The following is a 21,509-nucleotide window of genomic DNA, read 5'->3' as shown; positions in this document are numbered from 1 at the left end:
TGCAATCCCGTGAAAACAAAAATGCCCCGTATCTTTCGATACGGGGCATTTTTTATTGCGCTAGCAATCAGTCATCGCGGCTCATGATGCCGAAGATCTGCAGCAGGCTAATGAACAGGTTGTAGATCGACACATACAGGCTGATGGTCGCCATGATGTAGTTACGCTCACCGCCGTGGATGATGGCGCTGGTCTGGAACAGGATGCACACGGAGGAGAACAGCACAAAACCCGCGCTGATCGCCAGCTGCAAGCCGCTGATCTGGAAGAACATGCCGGCAACCACTGCCGCCAGCAACACGAAGAAGCCTGCGGTAATGAAGCCACCCAGGAAGCTCATGTCCTTACGGCTGATCAGCACGTAGGCCGACAGACCACCAAACACCAGGGCCGTCATGGCAAATGCCGAGCTGACCACTTCCGCGCCGCCGGCCATGCCGAGGTAACGGTTGAGGATCGGGCCAAGGATAAAGCCCATGAAACCGGTCAGGGCAAACGCCGACACCAGGCCCCAGGCCGAGTCACGCAGTTTGTTGGTCAGGAAGAACAGACCGTAGAAACCAATCAGCACGACAAAGATATTCGGGTAGCCGACGCGCATCTGCTGCGCCACATACGCCATTACGCCGCTGAACGCGAGGGTAAGGGCGAGCAAGCCGTAGGTGTTGCGCAACACGCGGCTGACTTCAAGCTGCTCAGCCTGCGCGTTACCATTCAGTGCGTAATTCTGTTCGCGCATGGCGACACTCCTTCAGTTTTGAAACATTCAGTCGCAAGGATCATAACAGACGCTCTGTAACAAGCCATGGCAAGAGTTTGACAGTGTGTTTCATTCGGGTATTATGGCGCCCGCTGACACGGGATGGGCTATCATAATCCTGTGAAGCAAAAGGGAAATTGGCAGAGTGGTTGAATGCACCGGTCTTGAAAACCGGCGGACGTTAATAGCGTCTCCAGGGTTCGAATCCCTGGTTTCCCGCCAAGATTTACACGAAAGCCCCGCGAAAGCGGGGTTTTTGCGTTTCTGGGGTTTGATCGGCGAAGTTGGGCAAACAGCAGGAGTTCCGAAACTTTCGGCTTGGAGTTTCGAAACTTTGCCTATTTGGAGGGCCTGGCGGTCGCGCCAATCCTCCGGTAAACCCGCTTTGTGATCTCCTGTTTACTATGGCCGAGCAGCAAGCTCGCGTCGCCGATGTCGACGATTTCCGATGCTGCCTTAGGTCGGATGTCGCGAAACTGAAAACCGCCAATCTTCGCGGCGAGGAGCGGATCGCCCTCTTCGATTGCTTTGGCACATGCCTTCTCCCGCGCCTTGTCCCAGCGCAAGCGCAGCATTCCCTTCGTCATCCGCTTTCCGTGCCTGTTTATCAGCAAGTACTTCGAGAGGTGACTGGCATTCCTCTCCGAAATTTCCCGAATCAACCTACCCAAGCTGTTTTCTCCCTCCTCTGTGCACATCAGGATCCTTAGCTTCAGCCCTGTTTTGCCTTGCGTGACCAAGAAGTAATCGCCCTCAACGTCGTCCCTGCGCATGACGATCACGTCTGCTGGCCGCTGGCCTGTCAGGTACCTTCCATTACATGGACCCGCCTTACTGGCAGACGGCCGGTTATGGCGTGGATTTTCCCTTTGAGAATTACGAACGAATGGCCGACTTTATGCGGCGCTGCAAAGGGAAGGTTATGGTCAGCATCAACGATCACCCTGACATTCGGCGGGTGTTTGAGGGCTTTCACTTTGAGATGGTGGATATCCGCTACAGCACGGCTAATCAGCGGCAGGGTAAGGCTGATCTGAGCGGTGAGTTGGTGATCATGAATTGGGAGCCTTCAGCTTTGGGAGGGCTGTTCTGAAGTTCACCATCTGCGGACGGACGCCGAGCGATAGTTTTCGCCCCGTCCGTAGGCGCTTGGAGGGGTTGAGGACTTACTCAATCAAATGAAAGTCGTCTCTTCCTCTCGGATTAGTTGTTCCGCCCCGGCAGTTCTGGCCTCTCATTGGATCGTGGCCGGGAATAAAAATCAGTCCTTCCTTTTCAAGGCTAAATGACAAGGCTTGCATTGTTACGCGTCGCAGTTTGCGGATGCCGAGCTCAAGTTCTCTGATTGCTTTAACCGACACCCCAGATCGAAACGCAAGAGTTTCGACGGACCAGTCAAGCATTTCCCTCGCCTTCACGCAGTGCGACTCTGAAAAACCGAGAGGAAGATCTTCGGCAAGGAGCCACATCCTCCTATCAATTTCATCTTGTTTCAAACCGCGGGCCTGGGCCAAGTCGATAAGTTTTCCGGTCATGGGCAGATCTCCAGATTGCTGTGTTTATATACAGTATTTGGAAAACCCTAAACCAATTCCTTTGCGCTGACTAGAGGTAAGAAAGGAGGGCTATACGCGGGGGGATAAGAATTACGGCGCTGGCTGGTAGCGGCGTAATGCAATATGACAAGACTGAGCGCCGGTCTTGAATGCTAAGACCCTGATCTGTGGGTATTTTACTCTCCGGTCAGGGCCTTTTTTTGTGTCTGAATTATGGGTTTATTCTAAATATCTTTAGGGCATACCAGGTGTGGGGCAAAAATGGGGCAAACCGCACGCCAACCTATGCACCCAATGCCATTTATGCATCTATGCAACCTGCCGAGGCCAACCGTCATTGCCAATAGCCACGGGCTATCCGCCTAAATCACTCACATACTCCTACACAATCGGCGTGTGCTGAGGATCAATCATTTTGGATCGGAAACTTCCATATTGTGCTTGATACGGTCATTTCTAGTATTTGCGGAAAGGAGTCGGCCCTTCGGATGTGCCTGGGTCCAGTCGGTGCTTCTCAGCCCGATCCATGTGGTACTGACGACTCCTAGTTGCACTGTCCAGCGACTGCTCGATCCGTGATGTCAGTGTGCCCCAGGACTCATAAGGCGGCTGGAAGCGCGCCTCGAGGTCGAACTCTCCGACGCAGACGAGGCCCAGCCGAATGCTCTTCTCTGCAGAGTGCATGAGCGTGTTGAAAATATTGACGGCGAGCTGACCCTGCCGCTCCCACCAGTCGTCGACGATATTGGAAAGCTCATTCAGTGAATCGTAGTAACGGATAAGGGCGATGGCCTTCTCGCTCTCCAGATCACGCACTTGAGGCGCGCTGGGGTAAAGCAACGGCAAGTACGGTCGAAAATCCGCTTGCATGTCGTTTGTCTTCACGCCATTCACCGACGATTCACAAATAAAATTCGCCACTGTACGGTCCAGAATGTACTTAACTCGCTCGATCGAGCGCTGTAACTCCGGTGCGAGTGCAGCGACGGCACCTGCTTCCTTTTTGGCTTTGTCCTGCGAATCAGTCCGACGTTTGTTGAGTTCGGTGATCCAGGCGCCGAGGAGCGCGCCGCCAGCGCCGAATAGGGAGCCCGCAAGCGGAGTGACGTCCTGCCAAAGGGCCATGCCCCCAAAACAGAACAAGCTGACCGAAACGGCCATATGCGGATTTTCTTTGATATAGACCCCAAAGTGCTTTTGTCCAAAAATTTTAGACTTTTTGTCTAGATTCACCAATGCGTCCCTATCGTTCTATTGAATTTTTGGTAGTGCATATCATCAGTACTTCGATGACCAGCTAGCAAAGGCTGTTCTCGGTGCTGACAACCGACCGCGTTTGGCCGATTCTGTTGAAAAAGCCGGCTTCGAATTTCACGCCAGAAAAGTACGCGCCTGAGTTTAAAATCTGAATTTTTGGCAGAAGATTCAGTACTCGGATTTCACGTAGAAGCGGGCAACAGAGGTGTTTTCATCCATCAATATTCGAGTGTTTTGGGAAAACCGACTTTTTCAACACAATCGGCCGATAGCAGCCTGTCATAAGCTGTCATATTGCCCATCACCAGGCTTGCTGTGCCCAGTATGATTTCCGCCTGCTGGATGGTCGCTTTCGAGTTTGTACTTAGGCGGCCGTCTCAGCAGGTTCGTGATAATCAGCGGCCCTGTTGCAATTGCGCTAACCCAGCATCCAAAGCTGTAGCCGCGTCCACGATTCGTAGCACGGCTGCACGATCGAATTCATTGTCGCGTTGGGCATCATGGGTCCCGCCGTTTAGGTAGCTCCATTCAATCGATCCGCCATTGATACCTAAAAGATCATCGAGCGCTGCTATTACTGCTGGCATCGCTGGATGTGGATTCAGCACACGTCCCAGAGCTCCTCGCAGCTTCACGCACTTGTTATTGAGCTCCCAGTTTGCTCGAGGTCCGCTAAGTTTCAGCTCCAAGCGACCATCCCCGCGTTTTCCTAACCATGTCCATAGGCGATCCGTCAGGCTTTCAATGGCAGGTCTCGAATGTCGCAGAGCGTCCCGTTTTTCTTCAGCAGCAAGGGATGCCCGGGCCAGGAGGACGTAGTTCTTTGTGGGCGGGTCAGCATCGACGCGCAGGTGATGTTCGCCTCCACGCGGGAGAAACTTATAGACCTTGATCAACTGTGCCCTCTGTACTCCCAACTCTTGCTGGATGCGATGTAGAAACTCCTCAGCATGCGATGTCAGGATGACTTGCTTTCCAGCAAGCAGGTCGTCTTCAAAAAAGGTCCGCCAGATCCCATTTCGATGTTCGTCATCGATGGCATTAACAACATCGTCAAAAATCACCACAGGGCAGCCTTGATCGATGTTTTTTGCTAGCAAAATAGCTAAACCCAGACATTTGATATGCCCTTCACTGAGGATCACTAGGGCGTCATATCGCACCCCAGGCTCGGCTGCAAACTCAATTTCGATCTTGCCGTTCTCCGCCAACGGAAGCCACAGGGCGTGAAGCAGTTCGGCGGGCGGATCATCCCGGTTGAACGAGTTGTACAGGTTTCGAGCTTTCTGCCCAAGGCCTTGCAATAGGAGCGCTGGCAGCCCGTCCAGATACTGCCTCAAGGCCCCGAGGAATCCGTCGTAGGTGTCTTTGATCATCTTGTGATGAGCAATCTGCTGCGCCTCTGTTGCGACCTCAACTACCAGTTCATGATTCGCCACCTCGAACTGTGCAACTTCGTTCTGTGCATCAAGTACCGCTTGCAGACTGGCGGCTCGAATGGTTCTACAGCGTTCTATCTCGGAACGATGTCCGTCGAGAAGTTCACGTTCTTGAGCCAGGTCGTGGCGTTGACCGAGAATTAAATGACTTTCGGCGTCTTTTTTCTCTATGGATACGACTAAGTTGAGTAACGTCAGCCAGGCATGTTGATTGTTATCCAACCAAGGCTTGAGCCACTCGCCCGCAGATGTTGGAGGCAGTAGCGGCAGGTTGGCTATTCTCAGTTCCTCTGGACTCACGGCCACTAGAGCGCGAATAGCCGAAGACATGGCTATGAGCAATTCGTGAAGTGCGCTACTCAGTGCCTGATCATGCTGTACTTTCTTTTGCTCGATCGCCGCGAGTTCGGCGAGTTGCTGGAGACCAACTCGGGCCCTTTCGAACGGATTCTGGGCTACGTTACCTAGATCGGTTCCGCAGGCTGGGCACGAATTCGCCCCATCATTCAGTTGAAGCACGGCTTCGTAGAGATGTGCATACGAAACATCTGCGGCACGTGCTGCCAGTTGCTGCTTTGCAGCCGACAGTAGCTCATCAATGCGATATGCCTCTGCGAGCAGAGCGGTAAGATTTACCTGGCTGACATCATAAATCTGAGGTGATGGCGCGTTGAGTAAACCTTGAACATAGGACAGCCGTCCTTTTATTTGGGCGTTTCCAAACAGCCAATCGCATACGTCGGCGAATGATCTGCCCGCCCATATACGTTCGGCCACTGCCGACTCATCACGATCCAACCGGGCGAGTTTTTCGGGGTATGTTTTGATCAGTTGCTCAGAAGCGGCTAAGTGAGCGCGTCGACCCGATAGCGTCAGTGCTTTCAGGCCTGTCAGGTTAAGATTCTCGTCAAGGGTTGGATTAAAACCTCGAACGAATTCACTGAACTGATCCACGCCGAACAGAGTTGCAATCAGTTGGCGCTGGTCACCTGGGGTTCGAGCGGCTATTCGAGCGAAGTCGTCCAGACGATTCTTTTCAATGAAGCAGAATCGGTAGGTATTTTCACTGGGCACCACCGCCGCTGGAGCCGCTTCGCCATCCCATGATGTCAGGATCGGCAGTACGTGCCTCCGAAGTCGAGCGTTATTGCAGTAAGCACGATGCTCAACGCGCTTGACCTTTGCCTCGCTAATCGATCCAAGCATAGCGGCTTCCAGCGCTTCGCAAAAACTGCTTTTCCCTGTGCCATTGGCGCCATAGACGAGGGTTATGTCTCTACTAAGGTCAAACGTTTCTTGTCGCATGAAACCGCGAAAGGGGCCTACGGTGAGTTCATTCAAGCGTCCAGCGAGCAGCTCAAGCCCATCAAACGGAACGTGCGGCTGAACTTCGGTAGACGTGTTTAACAGATGTTGTAATGCGATGGGCACTAGTCGCCCTGATCGCGCGCGGCGTGCAGTACCTACTTCAGCAAGATGGCCCAAATTGGCGAGCACGAGATTCGCCATTCTCCTCACATTTTCTGGTGCCTGTAGTATGTTCGGCGATGCAAGAAAGCTCTGATATTCAGCCAAAATGGAGGTCATAGCCGGTCCTTGGTGAGGTTTTGCTTCCGTAGGTTTACGTCAATGTAGTGTGATTTTGCAATCATGAACTTGTTGAAACAATCGATGGACCATATCTCTTGCGTATTTGCTGGACGCCCAACTCCTTTTGAATGGCCGCATGTGGTCTACCGTGAAACTTTACATTGCCCATGGCTAGGCTTACCTGGAGCGATCCTGAAGTCGCCTGAAGAAGCTGATGCCTAGCCGAGATTTGTACCTCTGAATTTGGCCAGGCCCTGTTTAATGTGGCCGGCGTTTTCCCCGATAGCTTCCAGGGCTCCACGAATATTGTCGCCTACCTTTGGCGCAGCACTCTGTTCCTCCCACACCGTCAGCTCCATTACCGCCGCCTCCAAGGCGAGCTGATTGTCATGGATCCTTTCTAGTACATCGGGGTAATCAACTGACATGTGGGGGCGACTCCTTTCGAGAAAGGCTAAGAATAGCAGCGGCAGTGTTGACGAGGTTTAGGGCAAAATTAGGGCACATTCAGGGCCGCCATAGACCGCAGGGCACCGTGAGCAAAGGTCGAAAGCACCGTATTTTCTGGCCGTAAGCGGTATACACGGCCGGGAGAAGGGGGTCGAATCCCTATCTATAGGGATCGCGCAGCGGGTGCTGCCACCCAAAGCGATTGCAGTCGGACGGACACCATTGCTATGAATTTTCTTCGATGATTTTGTCATGCCTCGCGGCCGACGAGTTCCATATTGAACCTTGTGACAAGCTTGGTTTCTAGGAGGTCATAATGGTCCATTAGGGTGTAGTAGTTTGAGACCGCTCGACCCAATAGATCGCACGCCTCGGTTTGTGGATTGAATTGCACGTGGTCATCATCTTTCTTGTCCATGTGCTTCGTTCGGTTTTTCGCATAATTCATGATCGCTGCGATGTCTTTAGGTTTCGCCTCTATCCCACCGTTCAAAAACTTGGAGAGCCTCACTGCACCGCCTTGCAGACTCTTGAACGACGATTCACCTCCTGAGCGCTCAACGTAGGCACCGAGAATTTCCTCAGCACCGCCTGCAAGGTGCAGTGCAGCGAAATAAGAGTTTCCCTCGTAGTACATGACCAAGGCTCGATCCAATAGCTCTGCTGCGACTAGAAGCTTCTGTGTAGGCTCGCACATCATGTAACTCCTGGGTTTCATCACCCGCTTATGGCCGAAAGTGTTTAAAGATTGTGAAGTATAATCGGCGGCCATTTGGATTAGAGGTCTCTAGACCGAAGTTTCGCCAAGCCTTGCTTTATGTGGCCGGCGTTTTCGCCAATCGTTTGTAGCGCTCCCCGGACATTTTCTCCCGCCTCAGCTAAACCCTGCTGTTCAACCTGAAGTGTCAGCCCCATCACGGCCGCCTCCAGAGCTAACTGGTTGTGATAGATCCTCTCCAGCACATCCGACTGCGAATATTCACCTGACATGGTTTCGACTCCTTTCGAGAAAAAGTACAAGCATAGTACCGGCAGTGCTTCTGTCAGGCAGTTTTTACGTCTTGCTTAGAAATTGCTAATAGAAGAGGTTTCAAAGGATTAGCCAGTCTGGCTAGGGCATTGGGGGAGTGCTACACCCAATCCCTCATGGGCCCTAGTGGTTGGTGGGATTCTGTGACCGCAATGGATCGCTCAGATATCTATGAATCAAGGGGCGATTCACACAGGCCAATTCCCTGGCCGCGTCTACGATTGCACAGCGTGACTCACCTACCGTTTTCGTTGAAAAATACCGCGCAAATTGGGAAAATGAACTCCGTATGTTTCATTATTGAAACAGGTTTAAAATATCTATCTTCCCGCATCCGAAAAACTTGCAGCTCCTCCTAGACCTTCTATGCTACGTATCATCATAGCTAGAAATGATCAGGAGAACAAAATGCCGCATTTAGCCGCTGTTCAAGAAATAAATCCGCTTGCAGATTATAAGGCGACTTTTAATTTGTTCTATGAGTTTGTAAAAGGGCAGGTCAAAGGCGGTCTGGTCCAAGATCAGTATATTCAGTTGCAGACGATAGCGGAACCTTTCGATGCAAGTTCAGCCTATCCATATTTTTCCCTCTATGGATATCTTAATAAAGTAGATCAATTATTAGCCCCTGTTGCCCTAAGCGATCAATTTAGTATCACTGATCGTACGCTATATGCCGAATATAGTCGTTTCGTAGAAACGGCGTTGACGTTCATTGAGGCAAAAGCGCTTGAGCCAGAAGTGGTCAAATTAATCAACTCTAAAACTGTTGATATCATTAATCTCAAAAAAGATATTGCACGTTTAGTACGTGAAGATTCTGCTGCTTGGAAGGATTATTCTAGCTTAAGAGGCATTCCATATGGCGATCTAGCACAGTACACTCAGTGGAGCAATAGATACGGGAATGCTAATGATATTGAGGCTGATGCAGTACAGCTATCGTCTTTGTATGGCGATCTTGAAAGATTACGTCGTACCGAATATAAAAACGCTGATGAGAAAGAAATAAAAGACGCATGGGATAAGCTAGTAAGCGTGGGGACTCGTATCAGATACCCTAGAATGGAGGATGGAGCTTATCCTGACGGTCCTCGATTCTCATTACCCTACCTCGCATCTCTACCTACCGGAGACACTGCCGTATGGGCAGATAGAGCAGTCATCCTGCCACAGCTTACCGTAACCACTATCGCCACCACACCGATCGGCGCATTCTCTGTAGAGTTCGATAAATCGAGAGTTGCAAAAGAAAGTATGGAGTCCGATTGGTCAGGTTCAGTTTCAGGGTCCTATGGATGGTTCAGCGCTTCAGTAAATGCCTCCGAATCAAAATCAGTCAGTGAGGAACTGTCTCACACAGAGAACGTAACTTTAGGATGTAGGTCTTGCTATATAGCCACTATACAGCCACCGCCTTGGTTTAATAGCAACTTGTTCGAAAACAATATAATTCTAAAAAATAAAAAATCTTTTTTACGCTATCTCGGGCCAGCGGGGACTCTTCTGTACTACCCCAAAGGCCTAGTTTTGATGCGTGGATTTAAGATTACATTCAAATCTACCAATGGCTGGAAATATGATTACGTTCGTGATTTTTCAGTTGGTGGGAGCGCATCAGCTAGATTCTTCGGAATCGGAATCGGAGGAGGATATAAACGGCATGAACATCAGGAGAGTCATATAGTAGAAAAAAATGGTGATTCTTTAACTTTTGACGATGGAGAAAATACATTACGTGTAATCGGCTATCTTGCTCAGAAAAATAATAAATTTATTAAAGAGGCTTTAGTCGACATTGCTGGGGTTACGTTTAGTGATGGTGTTAGCTCGAGGAAGGAACCATGATAGCGAACTGTGGGGTTACAGTCTGCATGTTTCTTGTTTTTTCTATGATCAGCGGGTGTCGAACAGCTGTGCCGCAGCTTTACCCGCTGTGCAACTTGCGTTGTCTCCACAATGATACCTGCGGCACTGATCAGGCCGTCAGCATAGTTGAAGTGAGCAAGCTTGCAGAAACACTCTCACAGCGAACATTCTTTCCTGTAAAAACCGTTACAGTGACACCTGGCTATGCTTTGCTGCTTGCAAACGAAAGTACGCATATCACTCTTAGACATAGCTGGGGAGCGGCCGCGTGCTTTACTACGCTTGTGCCTTCTGATAGTGCGGAGTATGCAAGGCTTCAGCAATGCCTGCAAGGAATGCCAAAGTGGTTGAAATTTGAAAGTCCTTCTGAAGCCGAAGAACTGGTAATTGACTCTGATTTTCGTAAGGTTTGTATGGGATCAATATATAAATAACTCCGACTTTAGGACTTAATGCCGTAGTTGCTGTTTGGCTTAGTCTACGCCAAGCGCCCGGAAGCCTTGTGAACATCACTATCCTTTTTGCGCGCATCTCGCTCTGGTCGGCGTCCATTAGGGAGGTTTAGAAGGCAAGCGACGCCGCTTAAGCCACTTAAGGGCCGCCTCGCTGCTTTGGAGGTGGCGGGACACATGCTGCAGGATGAGTAGCGCCAGGTTTCATAGATATCTATTTTTCCCTAAATGTCGGAAAGCCTTTCGATCTATGCGAAGGGTCAATGGTAAACAGGGTGCCAAAAGAGGTGCAACATCAGTTTCGAAACTAAAACTATCCCCCTTTTAGAATGCTGTCTGTAGCCTGGTCGATTAGCGTTAATAATGGAACGCCAACGGCCCGTAAGGCTTCGGCCCGCTTGCGTTTGAATAGCGGTCTTGAAAACCGGCGGACGTTAATAGCGTCTCCAGGGTTCGAATCCCTGGTTTCCCGCCAAGATTTACACGAAAGCCCCGCGAAAGCGGGGCTTTTGCGTTTCTGGGGTTTGATCGGCGAAGTTGGGCAAACAGCAGGAGTTCCGAAACTTTCGGGTTGGAGTTTCGAAACTTTGCCTATTTGGAGGGCCTGGCGGTCGCGCCAATCCTCCGGTAAACCCGCTTTGTGATCTCCTGTTTACTATGGCCGAGCAGCAAGCTCGCGTCGCCGATGTCGACGATTTCCGATGCCGCTTTAGGCCGGATCTCACGGAATTGAACCCCGCCAATTTTCGCAGGCAGCGATGGGCCGCCCTGGTCGATTGCTTTCTGCTGTGCCTTCTCCCATGCCTTGTCCCAGCGCAAGCGAAACATGCCCTTCGTCATTCTCTTTCCATGCTTGTTGATCAATAGGTATTTGGAAGACTGGTGTCTGACATTGAAGTTCCCAGTACAGTCGGATAGCCCTTCCTATATTCGTGCACCCAACGAACAAACTTTTTTTTGTAACTGAAGGGATTGTAAAATTTCCAAACTTGGAGTCAGTCAAAATGGTTGATCTTTCAGAGCTGGAAAAAAGAAGACAGCAGGCGACATCGCCGCAGAGTCAGCTTACACCGAAACGGTGACCTATCTGCAGGCCACCGACTGGCAGGTGATTGCTAAGTATGAACGCGGCCGAGTGATCTCAGATGATGTGACTCAAAAGCGCAAGGCCGCCCTGGATATTGTGATCGGCGATTTCGCAACCTGATCATCATTGATTGTTTATCTCGAATGATTAAGAACTCTCGGTAGCAATCGAGTGTTTCGTGGTAGTTGCTTGCCCTCTTACAATGTTTCGCAGCGGCTCCAGCCATCTATTGGCAAGCCATGATAGGCAGTATGAAACCACCAGTATCGGTAAAAATGAGACAGCTACAAGCAGCAGTCCCCGACGTTGACCGTCGAGAATGAGATAGCTCATGATGAAGCCGGCGACCCAATGAAGTAAAAACATTGGATAGGCTAAGTCGCCAAGCAGCTTTCCCGACTTTTTAAAAGTGTACTGCAGATTTGAATTTGCTATCAAATATACGAGCGCCGCGCTGCTAAATAAATTGATGTAGAAAAAAGTGTTGAAGTTGTTCTGTCCAAGCCCTGAAAATGCGCCGCAAACCGTTAGGTTGATAGCCCAAGCCAGGAGGGCTGTCATAGTGGCGACTTTTATAGACTTGGTTGTTAGTAACTTTGCATAATCTTTCAGAAAGTAAATGCACGCGCCAAGAGAGAAGGGCAGGAGCGCGGCGTAGAATGGGAAGTATCTTCTTGTCCAGTCCATGTCCAGCGCGAATGTAGAAATATGGTAGGCCGCGGATAGGAGCAGCGTAGCAATAGCCAAGTTTTTACTTCTTGCTACGAAAAGCCATAGCATAAAATAATTTACAAGCTCTACCGCTACCGACCAGCTTGGCGGGACCATCCTGAAGCTTGAGTCATAAAACTCAAAGGGGAAAATCAAAATATTGCCAATCACGTCTATCGGCCTTCCTGCGAAGGTCCATGCGTTATGATACTGACTTGGGTTTGGGGTGATCGCCATCGCGATTAGTGTAATGATCACTACCGCGTAGTAAATGGGGAATAGTCGTAGGAAACGGTTTGTTGCGAATGATGAGAAATTAAATGAGTAAGTGGTGTTCAGGATTATCGTTATTAGGTATCCGGAGATTAGATAAAATCCAAAAACAGCAAATATTCCCCAGTGCTCAACAAAGTGTATTCCATCCCCTAGGTGCGCGATAATGACTAAGGAGGCTAGGCAGAATCTAAGTATTCCGAGCATTTTAAGACCAGTAGATTTTTAATTTGGTGATTGTATCTACTTGCTGACATGTCGGCCAGCCGATCCACACCTTTTGGACACCCCACCGCTTGTAGCGGTTTTTTTCGCCTGGATAAAAGCATGCCGGTCACCGAGCAGCAGTTGCTGCAGATTCTTCTAACGCCGGCCGACAAGCCGGCGTTTTTGTTCCTGTGCTGAATGCGGCCATGGCCAAGTACGGAGTCGTCACGCGGCTGCGCATCGCAGCCTTCATCGCCCAAGTCGGGCATGAATCACGTCAGTTTCGCTGGCTCCAAGAGCTGTGGGGCCCCACACCGCAGCAAGCTGGGTACGAAGGGCGCGGTCAATACGGTAAATGGTGATGGCTTCAAGTACCGTGGTCGTGGCCTGATCCAGATCACTGGCCGTGCGAACTATGCCGTCTGCGGCGAGGCGCTGGGCCTGGACCTCATCAGCAACCCTGCACTGCTGGAGTTGCCACAGCATGCAGCGATGTCTGCCGCGTGGTTCTGGTCGACGCGCGGGGTGAACACCCTGGCAGACCAGAAGGATCTCGCGAATATCACTCGGCGCCAAAGGCGGGCTCACCGGCCAAGCCGATCGCCAGGCGCTGTATGACATGACGCTGAAGGTGCTGGCGTGACGCCGGTGCAGAAGCTTGGCGTGCTGCAGGTGACTATGGCCATTGTCTGTTTTTCCACATGGAAGGTGGACGCCTGGCGCTACGGAAAGCAGCTGAGTGACCTGGATATGGCCCATCAGGCCGACCTGGCTACCATCAGCAATGCCGCCAACACTCAAACCCGCCAGGCGCTGGAGAGGCAACAGGCCGCCGAGCAAGCCCGTGCCGACCTTGATGCCAAGTCGACAAAGGAAAGAATGAATGATCTCGCTGAAAATGAAAGGCCGCGCCGTGCTGCTGACGATTCTGCTCGCCGGCTGCGCATCGCGCGCAGTTGTCGTGCCGATAGCGGCAACGTGTCCAGTTCCACCGGCACCACCAGCCTGGGCAATGCAGGAACCGTCGAACTCGCTCCAGTTGCTGGACAAACTGTTTTCGATATCCGCGCCGGGATCATTGCTGATCAAGCAGCCTTGAGGGTATTGCAGAAGTTCGTGATGAATGTGTGTCGGTCGGGATTGTGTTCGGTCGGCGGGGATGCCGTGGATCGCGTGTTCAATTTCGTTGAGGAGACCCGGTTTTTTGATTTGAACTTGGTCAATTAGAAAGCCCGCACTTGGCGGGCTTTCTAATTTTTCAGTAATTATTTTATTGTTCCAATGGCTTTAAGTCGCTGCTGATGTGGCGCTTTCCTGCTCGATGGCTGGCTTTGAAGGTTTGTTTCCAAGCCTTCTGAATGCAACCTCAATGAATCTATGTGCAACTTCGACAAGGACTACTGTCGTAAGAGTTCCACCAACTGCTAGAGCTAGTGTGTATCCGGCGGTCTCTATCAATGCCCTTGAGCCAGCGAGGCGGCTGCATGCTTCTATGACGATGAAAAACGCAACGCTATGTAGGAGGTATAAGGCATAGGAGCGACTACCAAGCCAAAGCAAAACTCTATTTTTCGCCAAGCCGGCAAACAATAGACCCTCATTGTATGATGCGATAAGCACCAACAGGCCAGAGCTGATACCTAGGAGACCTACTGAGAAGCTAATAACCTTGCCTCCAGCGAGAACGCTCATAGAGACTAACAAAGTTACTATAAGCGCCCAGCGTGATTTTGCATCACTCATTACTGTTGGCTTTATTTGTTTATAGAGGTCTGTGTTTTTTATTAGAGCGATTGCGACGCCCCACAAAATGGGATCTATGCGAGTTATCCAGAGAGCGGAAAATATTTCTCTTTCCATCGGGAATTGAATGGCGATCAATACCAGGCAGACCAGTAGCAAGTATTTCCTTAAGAAAAGCATTGCCAGTGGGAGAATAATATAGAACTGCTCTTCTAGTGACAGAGACCAGTAGTGAGCATTTATTCCGCAAAGAGGGGTTACCTCTTTTACACATTGGTATGCGTGCCAGTTTGCTGAATAAAAAACAACTGATACGGCATCTCCCAAAATGCCTAGGGTCGTGCCAAATATCCCAGTGCTATTCCAGGTTAATGACAGGATGAAAACGAATATCAATGCTGCCCATGACAGCGGTATTAGTCGAAAGAAACGTCTAATGGCAAATGAGGCAATTGTTTTTATTTTTGAATCTTCTTTGTTTGTTTCTATCTGACGTAGCAGTGAGGACGTAACTATGAACCCAGATATAGCAAAAAAGATATCAACTCCAAACCAGAAGTGGGCATGTTGAAAAACAGGCCACCAGTAAGCCGACAGCCAGGGGAAGAATACAGGTATGTGTGCGCACATAACTAGAGTCACAGAAAGTCCACGTAGGACCTCTATCTCTCCGTTGATTTTGTGAGACGAGCTTTTCAATGTTGCTATCCTTTTCAATGTTGCTATCCATGTCGATTCAATAATGCCTTATGATGGGTGTTCTTCCTAGAAAATAAAGTCCTCGGTACATCCCGTAGCCCCGTAGTTAATGGAGCCGGGCGAGCCCAACTTGCCCCAGCGCATGCTCAACGAATTCTCGCCATCACCGGCGATGGAGCTAAGGACTGATAGCGCTGCGTGCCTGCAAGGCGTGGATCAGGGTCGTTGCCCACCGACCTACATTCGTGACCGAAGAAATCGCATCGCCTCAATTAACTCTAACCTCGCAAAGGATTGCAAAAATGACAAACCCAATCGTTCCATGGATGGGCGGTAAACGTCGCCATTCGAAACGCCTATTGGCATTTTTCCTGAGCACGAGTGCTACGTTGAAGTGTTCGCCGACTGCGCGGCGCTTTACTTCAAGCGCGAGGAGCCCGTAAAGGTCGAGTACTGAACGACATCAACAGCGACCTGGTAAACCTGTACCGCGTTGTTCAGCACCACCTCGAGGGGTTTGTGCGCCAGTTCAAATGGGCGCTAAGCTCTCGGCAGATTTTCGAATGGCAGAAGATGGCGGTGCCCGAAGCGCTGACGGACATCCAGAGGGCAGCGAGGTTTTTCTACCTCCAGCACCATCCATTCGGCGCTAAGGCCACGGGCCAGACGCCACCACCGGACGGCCAATCAACCTGCTGCGAATCGAGGAAAACCTATCCCAAGCCTGGCAGCGTCTTCCCGGCACATACGTCGAAAATCTGCCTTGGCTAAAGTGTGCCGAGAAGTACGACCTACCGCACACTTTCCACTACATGAACCCGCCTTACTGGCAAACGGCCGGGTACGGAAGTGCATTTGGCTTTGAAGAGTACGAGCAAATGGCCCACTTCATGCGGGGGCACTAAGCGTGATCGCCGCAGAAAGCAGCGAACCCGAATACGCTGAAGCCTTCAGCGCTGCCCATGCAGTAGTGGTTCAGTTTGGGGAGGAAAACCTGGCAGATCGGCTATTGGCCGATATCCCTGACTCGATATCCTTTCGGCAGGTCGCCAGGCTATTCGACTTTCTCGCCTGGCAGACGGATGACAACGGATCAACGATGACTCGCACCGCTGAGTGCTGGCTCGTCGAAGGCACAGATCTGCGCAAGATTCAGATCGCTCTCAACCTCGAGGTTTACCCGTTTGCGGACGAGCATGAGATGTACCGCGTGTTGTCTGATGTGGCTGTATCCCTCCCGCAGATGGCGGGTAGATGCCAGTTGCTGATTAGCGCTCGGAAAGTCGGTAGATAGCACCTGGTCACACAGTCAATTCAGCACATTCAGCCCGCGCAATGGCGGGCTTCAAGCCAATACCGTGAGCGGCGCCTATCCCGCCACATGCAAATCTCCACGATGAGCGATGTGCACCTTGTTGCCATCTGGATCACGCAGGTACGCACCGTAGTAACCGTCACCATAGTGGGGGCGTTGGCCAGGTTCACCTTCATCAGATCCACCTGCAAGAAGCCCGGCCGCATAGGCGGTATCTACCGCATTTGGAGAGGGTGCAGTGAAAGCCACCATGCTGCCATTCCCTGCTTCGGCCTCATTGCGGTCATAAGGGCTGTACACATAAAAGCGAGGGAGAGCGTTATCTGGCTTGATCCAGCATGCCGAAGGTGGCCCGCCATCAGGGGTTACAGGCCGTCGACAGAGCCCCAAAGGGATCAGCACCGCGTCATAGAAGGTAGACGCCTTATCAAGATCGTTTGTCCCAACGGTTACGTGACTGAACATCCTGTATTCCTGCTTACGAAGGCAAGGCGTTATCGTGTCATTTTGAAGGTGGGCGTGTATAGCGGTTGTCGGGTAAGACGTCGAGGGCACGTCTCGGCTCTCCAAATCGCAGACAAAGAAAAGCCCGCGATGGGGATTAGCGGGCTTAAAGGGATGTTCTCTAGGAGCTGGGGTAACCCTAAGCGCTCGAGTGTGAAAGGGATGTGAAAGGATGCGCTCAGTAGGACGCCGCGATCGCCTTGGCGAGTTGCATATCGGACATGAGCGGTGACCTGTGGCTCAATCGATAGTGTCGGGAGGCTTGCTCAAACTGTGCTCCGCGAATCTCGCCGTCCGAACCTATGAACGCCAGTGCATCAGTCTTGGCTGACTTGAATATCTTTGGCGGCTCGGTGGTGAGGGATGTGGTTGCCCCAATTAAAATGGTTGGCAAGGAAATGGTGATAAATATTCCTGCAGCGACAGGGTTGACGTTGTCACCTGATACGGCCTGTGTGCTGACCGATGCCAGTAAGGCGATTGCCAGAGTCTTCCATGAATTCATGCTTCGATGCTTCCACTGCGATCAGAGCGGGCCACGATAGCAGAGCGGGGCGCCTGCCAGAAACAAGAAGCCCGGCGCTGGGCCGGGCTTCGATGTAACAGTGTCAGAACCTAACGATGCTTGTTCTTGTGTTTATGCTTGTTGTTGCCTTTGTGCTTTCTGCCATCGGATCGATGATTGCTCTCATCGTCCGCCAGGTTGTTTCCCAGCGCGCCACCCGCCGCGCCGCCGAGACCTGCACCGATAGTCGAGCCGGTTGTACCGCCGAGGCGATTACCAATCAATGAGCCACCCGCGCCGCCAATTCCTCCACCTAATGCAGCTTCCGCTCTATTGCCTTTTTGAGCACCGACAGCACTGCCGGCAGCACCACCTACGCCTGCGCCTACCGCCGCGCCCGTTGAGCCACCGAGCTGTTGACCTACGATGTTGCCAAGTGCACCACCAACGCCGCCTCCAAGGGCGGCTGTGCCATCTCCGGCAGCCATCGCTCCTTGCGAAATGAGGACGCCCAGAAATAGGGCGGGCAGTGTCATTTTCATTTTGTGAACCTCTATGGGTTGTCAGCAGGCGCTCACGGTTTAAAGCACGCCTGGCATTAGGACTAGGACAAAAGTTTGAAGTTCTTTGCGGGTGGTGCCTGCGGGCAAATGGTTGTAACAAGATATAAGCGTACCGCCTTCACCTCATCCTCGCACACCATAGAAGTGGTTCAGCGCTATCAGCTCAACCACAGCCACGAAAACGCACAGCGCAACGAAGCCAGGGCTGAAGACTCGCTTGCGATTGGACGAGCCTGCGCCCATCCAGCCTGCGTCGCAAGCGCCAGGAATGACCATGAGGAACGTCAGCCAGGCAATGACCCCGACCTTGCTCCAGAAGCTCTGATTTCGCCATGCTGTCATGCGTTATCTGTTATCCATGAATGTCATCGCCAGTCCACTTTTGGCGTCTACGGCTCGTGATACAAGAACATTCCCTTCTCGTTACTTTCATCGGCAGCGCTGAGCGCTCGAGCCGCCAAGGCCATCGTTTCACGGTATTGAAAGTGATGCCGGGGCGGCAGTACAAGCACGCTTGTCCACGAGGGGTCGCCTTCTATAGCCAGCGGTAGATTATGGCAAATCAGCTGATGCTCAGCAGATCTATTGCCCAGCGCGGCTCTTAATTCCTTAGTCAGATCCGATGCGCCGGGGCGGGTGTAGTAGTTAGCCAGCACCAGACCATAGGCCTTCAGCGCGCCTAAAATCTCACCTTGGTCTGACTCATCATTCAGCACAGCTACCACTGGCATATCGCGCTCCTTGCAATGCAGATTTAAGACTCTCGACTGCCGAATGGGTGTCGGCGTTACTGGAACTCCATCCATGCTGGATGGGCCCACAAGCCAATGACAAGTTTTCTGACACAGAGATCACACTTACATACCAAGAGTAGGCATGATTACCCGGCCGCACTCTATGAGTTGGCCGGCTGTTACTTGAAGTTCGCGGGTGGGTTTCGCTGCATACCCTGCAAGGAAGCCAGCGGCGACAAGCGCAATGTACAGTAAGGTGTTTCTCAAAATCATGCTGGGCGCTCGCTAATTGATTGATGTAAAAGCAAGCAGCACTGATTCCAGATTATGCAAAAGGTTCCTGATGGTAGCCCTCATTGAGCTATGGTAATCACTGACGCTGGCGACCAAGGACTGATCATCAGGCACGTGATATTGCACACTGAGAACACTCAACTATTCTGATTGGATGCGTTCGTATTGCGGTCATCCGGTTTTTGATAGGGCACCATGGATAAGCGGCTCGCAGGTCTATCATTTTTGCTTACCCTAGGATGGGTTGCCACCGTGATAGCTGTAATGTGGTACTTCTACGACAATTAGTCTAAAGGCCAGAATCCACTTCTTGCTCCTCAGAACGCGGCGCCGAAGCACCGCGCTTTAGATCACGCCACGATGTCGCTGATGGCCGCCTGGCCCACGGTGGTGACGAGGAAATCGGCCACGCCGTGCCCGGAGAAGTCCACCGCCAAGGTGCCCAGGTTGGTACCCGAGGCATAGCTCAGCACCGCATCGCCGGTATGCCCGGTGAATGCATTGACGAAGCTCAAGCCTGCACCTTTGGTAATGCCCGACAAGTCGATCTTGTCGGAGCCCGAGGTAAAGTCAAAAATCCTGTCTGCAGCCCCTGGCCTGGAGTCGGAACTGGCACCATACACAAACGTGTCGTTGCCGGCGCCGCCCCACAGCTGGTCCGCACCGCCACCGCCGTAGATGATGTCGTTGCCGGCACCGCTTTTAATGATGTTGGCAGCGTTGTTGCCAATGATCAGGTCGTTGCCCGCGCCACCAAAAGCGTTCTCGAGGGTAACGCCCTTGGCGATGGACACGTTACCCACCAGGCCGCCAACGTCGGAGAACGAGGCCTCGTTGAGGTTGATCTTCTGGTTCTGGGTGAAGCCGGAGAAGTCCAGGGTGTCGTTGCCGCCACCGTCCCATACCGAGAACACCAGCTTGTCGGCATTGGAGGTGGCGCTGTAGAAATCCCGCCCGGTATTGGAGTTGAACCCGTAGGTGGTGTCGCCGGCGCGGGTGGCGTAGTTGGCGCCGTAGAGCTTCTGGATCGCAGCGATGTCGTCGATCAGCGGGCCGGCTGCATAGGCTTCGCCCCCGCCTTTACTGAAGTTTTGATGGGTGTTGCTCTCGTTCCAGTAACTCATCACGGAGTAGCCGTGTGTATCTTCGGCATATTTCGCATCCGAATAGGACGGCTGTCCCACGCTGGCATCGTACGCGCCTGGGTGTTGCAGGCCAAGCGTGTGACCAATTTCATGGGTTAAAGTTTGACGGCCGTAATTCCCGTTCGCGGGCGTTAAGTTTTCCTGGTAGCTTTTATTGGTATAAAACAGGGCGTCACTGTTTCCGCTGTTGTTTGGGTAGAACGCGAAAGCCGACCGGGCACCGCCATGCTGCAGATCATTGCTGTAGTTACCCAAGGATATATATCCGTCGCCTCCGCTTTTAGATTCACGGAATGAGATATTAGCGACGTCCGACCAGGATTGGAACGAAAGGGCTGCCTGGGACTTTTGTTGTGCGTTGAAAGCGGTGAAGCCGGAAACTTTCTCGGCGGCGTAAGATTTACTTTCTGAAGTCAGAAAGCTGTAGGTGAAATTGTATTTGCCGTTATGGTCATTGTCGCCCCAATAGTAACCGCCTCGGGTTATTTCATCCGCTGCCTGCGTAATGGTGTAAGACGGCTTTCCATTTAAATTAAATCCTCCTCGATCATAAGCGTGTGAAAAATTCAGGAGGCTTTGGTAATCTTCACTCGTCTGGATTCCTGCCGAAGAGGCAGTTGGATTAACAAGATTTTTCGTTGAGACAGTCATAAGTTTACATTCCTTCGTGTCCATTGAGCGTGGAGTGCTATAGGCTTATCACGTGTTCGCTGTTTTCTTGTTGTGTTGATCTTTATAAAGGAGTTATGCGTTTAGTGTTATTTGAAAATTAAATATAATATATAACGTATTGAAATATCCTTAAATATTTTGAGAGCCTCAGTTTTGTGAGAGGTCGCTGACCATGGAGTGGGCGCTCCGTTAGATAAATATGAGCGGGTGGCAATAACTTCCAGCGCTTACTTGTAAGCCTCAGGAAACCAGCGTTGTGCCAGCTTCACCTTGATCGCCAGGTCCTCTTTCGACTTCTGGCATTCGAGTGCTCGCTGCTCAGCGCTCGGGATGGCCGGCCAATTGCGCTCCCCTCGGGAGACGACTTGTTCATAGCCTTCATCGTATTCCGCGCTTGGCCCTGCAATCAGCTTGGATGCCTTTACGTAATCGGCAACAAGATCGGCGGGCAGCGTCCCGCAGGTAAATTGCGCCCGGGAGTACATCAGGCCATCGCTTGCCCCGAGTACCTTCCCGTCGGCAGGTTGGGTGGCTGCAACGGATAGGGTGGGGTGGGCAAGCAACATAACGACCAGCAAGGTGCGTCCGTTCATTTGAAATATCCTTAACACTTCGAGCACTGGAGGTATTTTCTCATCGGGCAATTCCCTTTGC

The 21,509-nt window shown here is 51.6% G+C and carries 22 protein-coding genes, 1 tRNA gene and 3 pseudogenes; 8 read left to right on the top strand and 18 right to left on the bottom strand.

The features are described from left to right. Positions 1–67 precede the first annotated feature (67 nt). A complete protein-coding gene (locus GIW28_RS17460; RefSeq protein ID WP_058419884.1) occupies positions 68–739 on the bottom strand; it encodes a Bax inhibitor-1/YccA family protein in 672 nt (223 codons plus the stop codon). Between the two features lie 152 nt (positions 740–891). Between GIW28_RS17460 and GIW28_RS17455 the strand changes: the two genes are divergently transcribed. After that, a tRNA-Ser gene (locus tag GIW28_RS17455) sits at positions 892–982 on the top strand. 116 nt (positions 983–1,098) lie between these two features. Here GIW28_RS17455 and GIW28_RS17450 read toward each other — a convergent pair. Further along, positions 1,099–1,533: a hypothetical protein gene (locus tag GIW28_RS17450; RefSeq protein ID WP_442963254.1), complete on the bottom strand. Its 435-nt coding sequence runs from the start codon at positions 1,531–1,533 to the stop codon at positions 1,099–1,101. A gap of 35 nt (positions 1,534–1,568) precedes the next feature. Here GIW28_RS17450 and GIW28_RS17445 point away from each other — a divergent pair. Further along, positions 1,569–1,853: pseudogene (locus tag GIW28_RS17445) on the top strand (DNA adenine methylase); the annotation flags it as partial. Positions 1,854–1,926: 73 nt separating this feature from the next. Here the strand turns inward: GIW28_RS17445 and GIW28_RS17440 are convergent. From GIW28_RS17440 to GIW28_RS17415, 6 genes are all read right to left on the bottom strand, one after another. Beyond that, positions 1,927–2,295 carry a helix-turn-helix domain-containing protein gene (locus tag GIW28_RS17440; RefSeq protein WP_236448252.1) on the bottom strand — a complete coding sequence of 123 codons (369 nt, stop codon included), beginning with the start codon at positions 2,293–2,295 and terminating at the stop codon, positions 1,927–1,929. 477 nt (positions 2,296–2,772) lie between these two features. After that, positions 2,773–3,549, bottom strand: a complete 777-nt coding sequence (locus tag GIW28_RS17435) for a hypothetical protein (RefSeq protein ID WP_236447983.1) — start codon at positions 3,547–3,549, stop codon at positions 2,773–2,775. A 419-nt stretch (positions 3,550–3,968) separates the two neighbouring features. Then, entirely contained in the window at positions 3,969–6,599 is a 2,631-nt protein-coding gene (locus tag GIW28_RS17430; RefSeq protein WP_236447984.1) for an AAA family ATPase, read from the bottom strand. A 221-nt stretch (positions 6,600–6,820) separates the two neighbouring features. Further along, positions 6,821–7,030 (bottom strand): hypothetical protein, encoded by a 210-nt coding sequence (locus GIW28_RS17425; RefSeq protein ID WP_236447985.1) that lies wholly within the window; start codon positions 7,028–7,030, stop codon positions 6,821–6,823. 272 nt (positions 7,031–7,302) lie between these two features. Further along, a complete protein-coding gene (locus tag GIW28_RS17420) occupies positions 7,303–7,824 on the bottom strand; it encodes a hypothetical protein (protein ID WP_236490404.1) in 522 nt (173 codons plus the stop codon). Positions 7,825–7,829: 5 nt separating this feature from the next. Next, positions 7,830–8,042 carry a hypothetical protein gene (locus tag GIW28_RS17415; RefSeq protein ID WP_236447987.1) on the bottom strand — a complete coding sequence of 71 codons (213 nt, stop codon included), beginning with the start codon at positions 8,040–8,042 and terminating at the stop codon, positions 7,830–7,832. Positions 8,043–8,490: 448 nt separating this feature from the next. Here GIW28_RS17415 and GIW28_RS17410 point away from each other — a divergent pair, with 448 nt between their 5' ends. Together GIW28_RS17410 and GIW28_RS17405 are read left to right on the top strand one after the other, a co-directional pair. Continuing rightward, on the top strand, positions 8,491–9,930 hold the full coding sequence (locus GIW28_RS17410; RefSeq protein ID WP_236459145.1) for a hypothetical protein: 1,440 nt from the start codon (positions 8,491–8,493) through the stop codon (positions 9,928–9,930). Then, on the top strand, positions 9,927–10,385 hold the full coding sequence (locus GIW28_RS17405) for a hypothetical protein (protein ID WP_236448263.1): 459 nt from the start codon (positions 9,927–9,929) through the stop codon (positions 10,383–10,385). The genes GIW28_RS17410 and GIW28_RS17405 overlap by 4 nt, the downstream gene beginning before the upstream one ends. A 609-nt stretch (positions 10,386–10,994) precedes the next feature. On the opposite strand, the gene GIW28_RS17400 is transcribed toward GIW28_RS17405, so the two are convergent. Beyond that, positions 10,995–11,243, bottom strand: coding sequence for a hypothetical protein (locus tag GIW28_RS17400; protein WP_236447025.1), 249 nt, complete (start codon positions 11,241–11,243; stop codon positions 10,995–10,997). Positions 11,244–11,637: 394 nt separating this feature from the next. Continuing rightward, positions 11,638–12,681, bottom strand: coding sequence for an acyltransferase family protein (locus GIW28_RS17395; protein ID WP_236447026.1), 1,044 nt, complete (start codon positions 12,679–12,681; stop codon positions 11,638–11,640). Between the two features lie 120 nt (positions 12,682–12,801). On the opposite strand from GIW28_RS17395, the pseudogene GIW28_RS17390 reads away from it, so the two are divergent. Together GIW28_RS17390 and GIW28_RS17385 are read left to right on the top strand one after the other, a co-directional pair. Continuing rightward, positions 12,802–13,324, top strand: a pseudogene (locus GIW28_RS17390) (glycoside hydrolase family 19 protein). Further along, positions 13,321–13,908: a lysis system i-spanin subunit Rz gene (locus tag GIW28_RS17385; RefSeq protein WP_236447027.1), complete on the top strand. Its 588-nt coding sequence runs from the start codon at positions 13,321–13,323 to the stop codon at positions 13,906–13,908. Before GIW28_RS17390 ends, GIW28_RS17385 begins: the two are co-directional and overlap by 4 nt. Positions 13,909–13,968: 60 nt before the next feature. Here the strand turns inward: GIW28_RS17385 and GIW28_RS17380 are convergent, their stop codons facing one another. Beyond that, positions 13,969–15,123 carry an acyltransferase family protein gene (locus GIW28_RS17380; protein WP_236447028.1) on the bottom strand — a complete coding sequence of 385 codons (1,155 nt, stop codon included), beginning with the start codon at positions 15,121–15,123 and terminating at the stop codon, positions 13,969–13,971. Between the two features lie 302 nt (positions 15,124–15,425). Here GIW28_RS17380 and GIW28_RS17370 point away from each other — a divergent pair. Both GIW28_RS17370 and GIW28_RS17365 read left to right on the top strand, forming a co-directional pair. Continuing rightward, positions 15,426–16,019, top strand: a pseudogene (locus tag GIW28_RS17370) (DNA adenine methylase); the annotation flags it as partial. Between the two features lie 11 nt (positions 16,020–16,030). Beyond that, complete coding sequence (locus tag GIW28_RS17365) at positions 16,031–16,417, top strand: hypothetical protein (protein ID WP_138452160.1); 387 nt, start codon at positions 16,031–16,033, stop codon at positions 16,415–16,417. Between the two features lie 75 nt (positions 16,418–16,492). On the opposite strand, the gene GIW28_RS17360 is transcribed toward GIW28_RS17365, so the two are convergent. The 7 genes from GIW28_RS17360 to GIW28_RS17330 all read right to left on the bottom strand — a co-directional run bounded on the left by GIW28_RS17360 (position 16,493) and on the right by GIW28_RS17330 (position 21,448). Beyond that, positions 16,493–16,903: a VOC family protein gene (locus GIW28_RS17360; protein ID WP_170040198.1), complete on the bottom strand. Its 411-nt coding sequence runs from the start codon at positions 16,901–16,903 to the stop codon at positions 16,493–16,495. A 217-nt stretch (positions 16,904–17,120) separates the two neighbouring features. Then, the gene (locus tag GIW28_RS17355) at positions 17,121–17,447 is read right to left on the bottom strand and encodes a DUF2388 domain-containing protein (protein ID WP_169988288.1); all 327 of its coding nucleotides are present in this window, start codon (positions 17,445–17,447) and stop codon (positions 17,121–17,123) included. A gap of 110 nt (positions 17,448–17,557) precedes the next feature. Continuing rightward, a complete protein-coding gene (locus GIW28_RS17350; protein WP_099547930.1) occupies positions 17,558–17,989 on the bottom strand; it encodes a hypothetical protein in 432 nt (143 codons plus the stop codon). Positions 17,990–18,133: 144 nt separating this feature from the next. Continuing rightward, positions 18,134–18,352, bottom strand: coding sequence for a hypothetical protein (locus GIW28_RS17345; protein ID WP_138452156.1), 219 nt, complete (start codon positions 18,350–18,352; stop codon positions 18,134–18,136). A 47-nt stretch (positions 18,353–18,399) separates the two neighbouring features. Further along, entirely contained in the window at positions 18,400–18,741 is a 342-nt protein-coding gene (locus GIW28_RS17340) for a hypothetical protein (protein WP_099547928.1), read from the bottom strand. Between the two features lie 647 nt (positions 18,742–19,388). After that, on the bottom strand, positions 19,389–20,834 hold the full coding sequence (locus GIW28_RS17335) for a serralysin family metalloprotease (RefSeq protein WP_236447029.1): 1,446 nt from the start codon (positions 20,832–20,834) through the stop codon (positions 19,389–19,391). Between the two features lie 248 nt (positions 20,835–21,082). Then, entirely contained in the window at positions 21,083–21,448 is a 366-nt protein-coding gene (locus tag GIW28_RS17330) for a hypothetical protein (RefSeq protein ID WP_236447030.1), read from the bottom strand. Positions 21,449–21,509: the final 61 nt, after the last annotated feature.

The organism is Pseudomonas sp. PA-5-4B (genome assembly GCF_021606215.1).
Taxonomy (GTDB): Bacteria; Pseudomonadota; Gammaproteobacteria; order Pseudomonadales; family Pseudomonadaceae; genus Aquipseudomonas; species Aquipseudomonas edaphica.
This window is presented reverse-complemented; position numbering and strand designations above follow the sequence as displayed.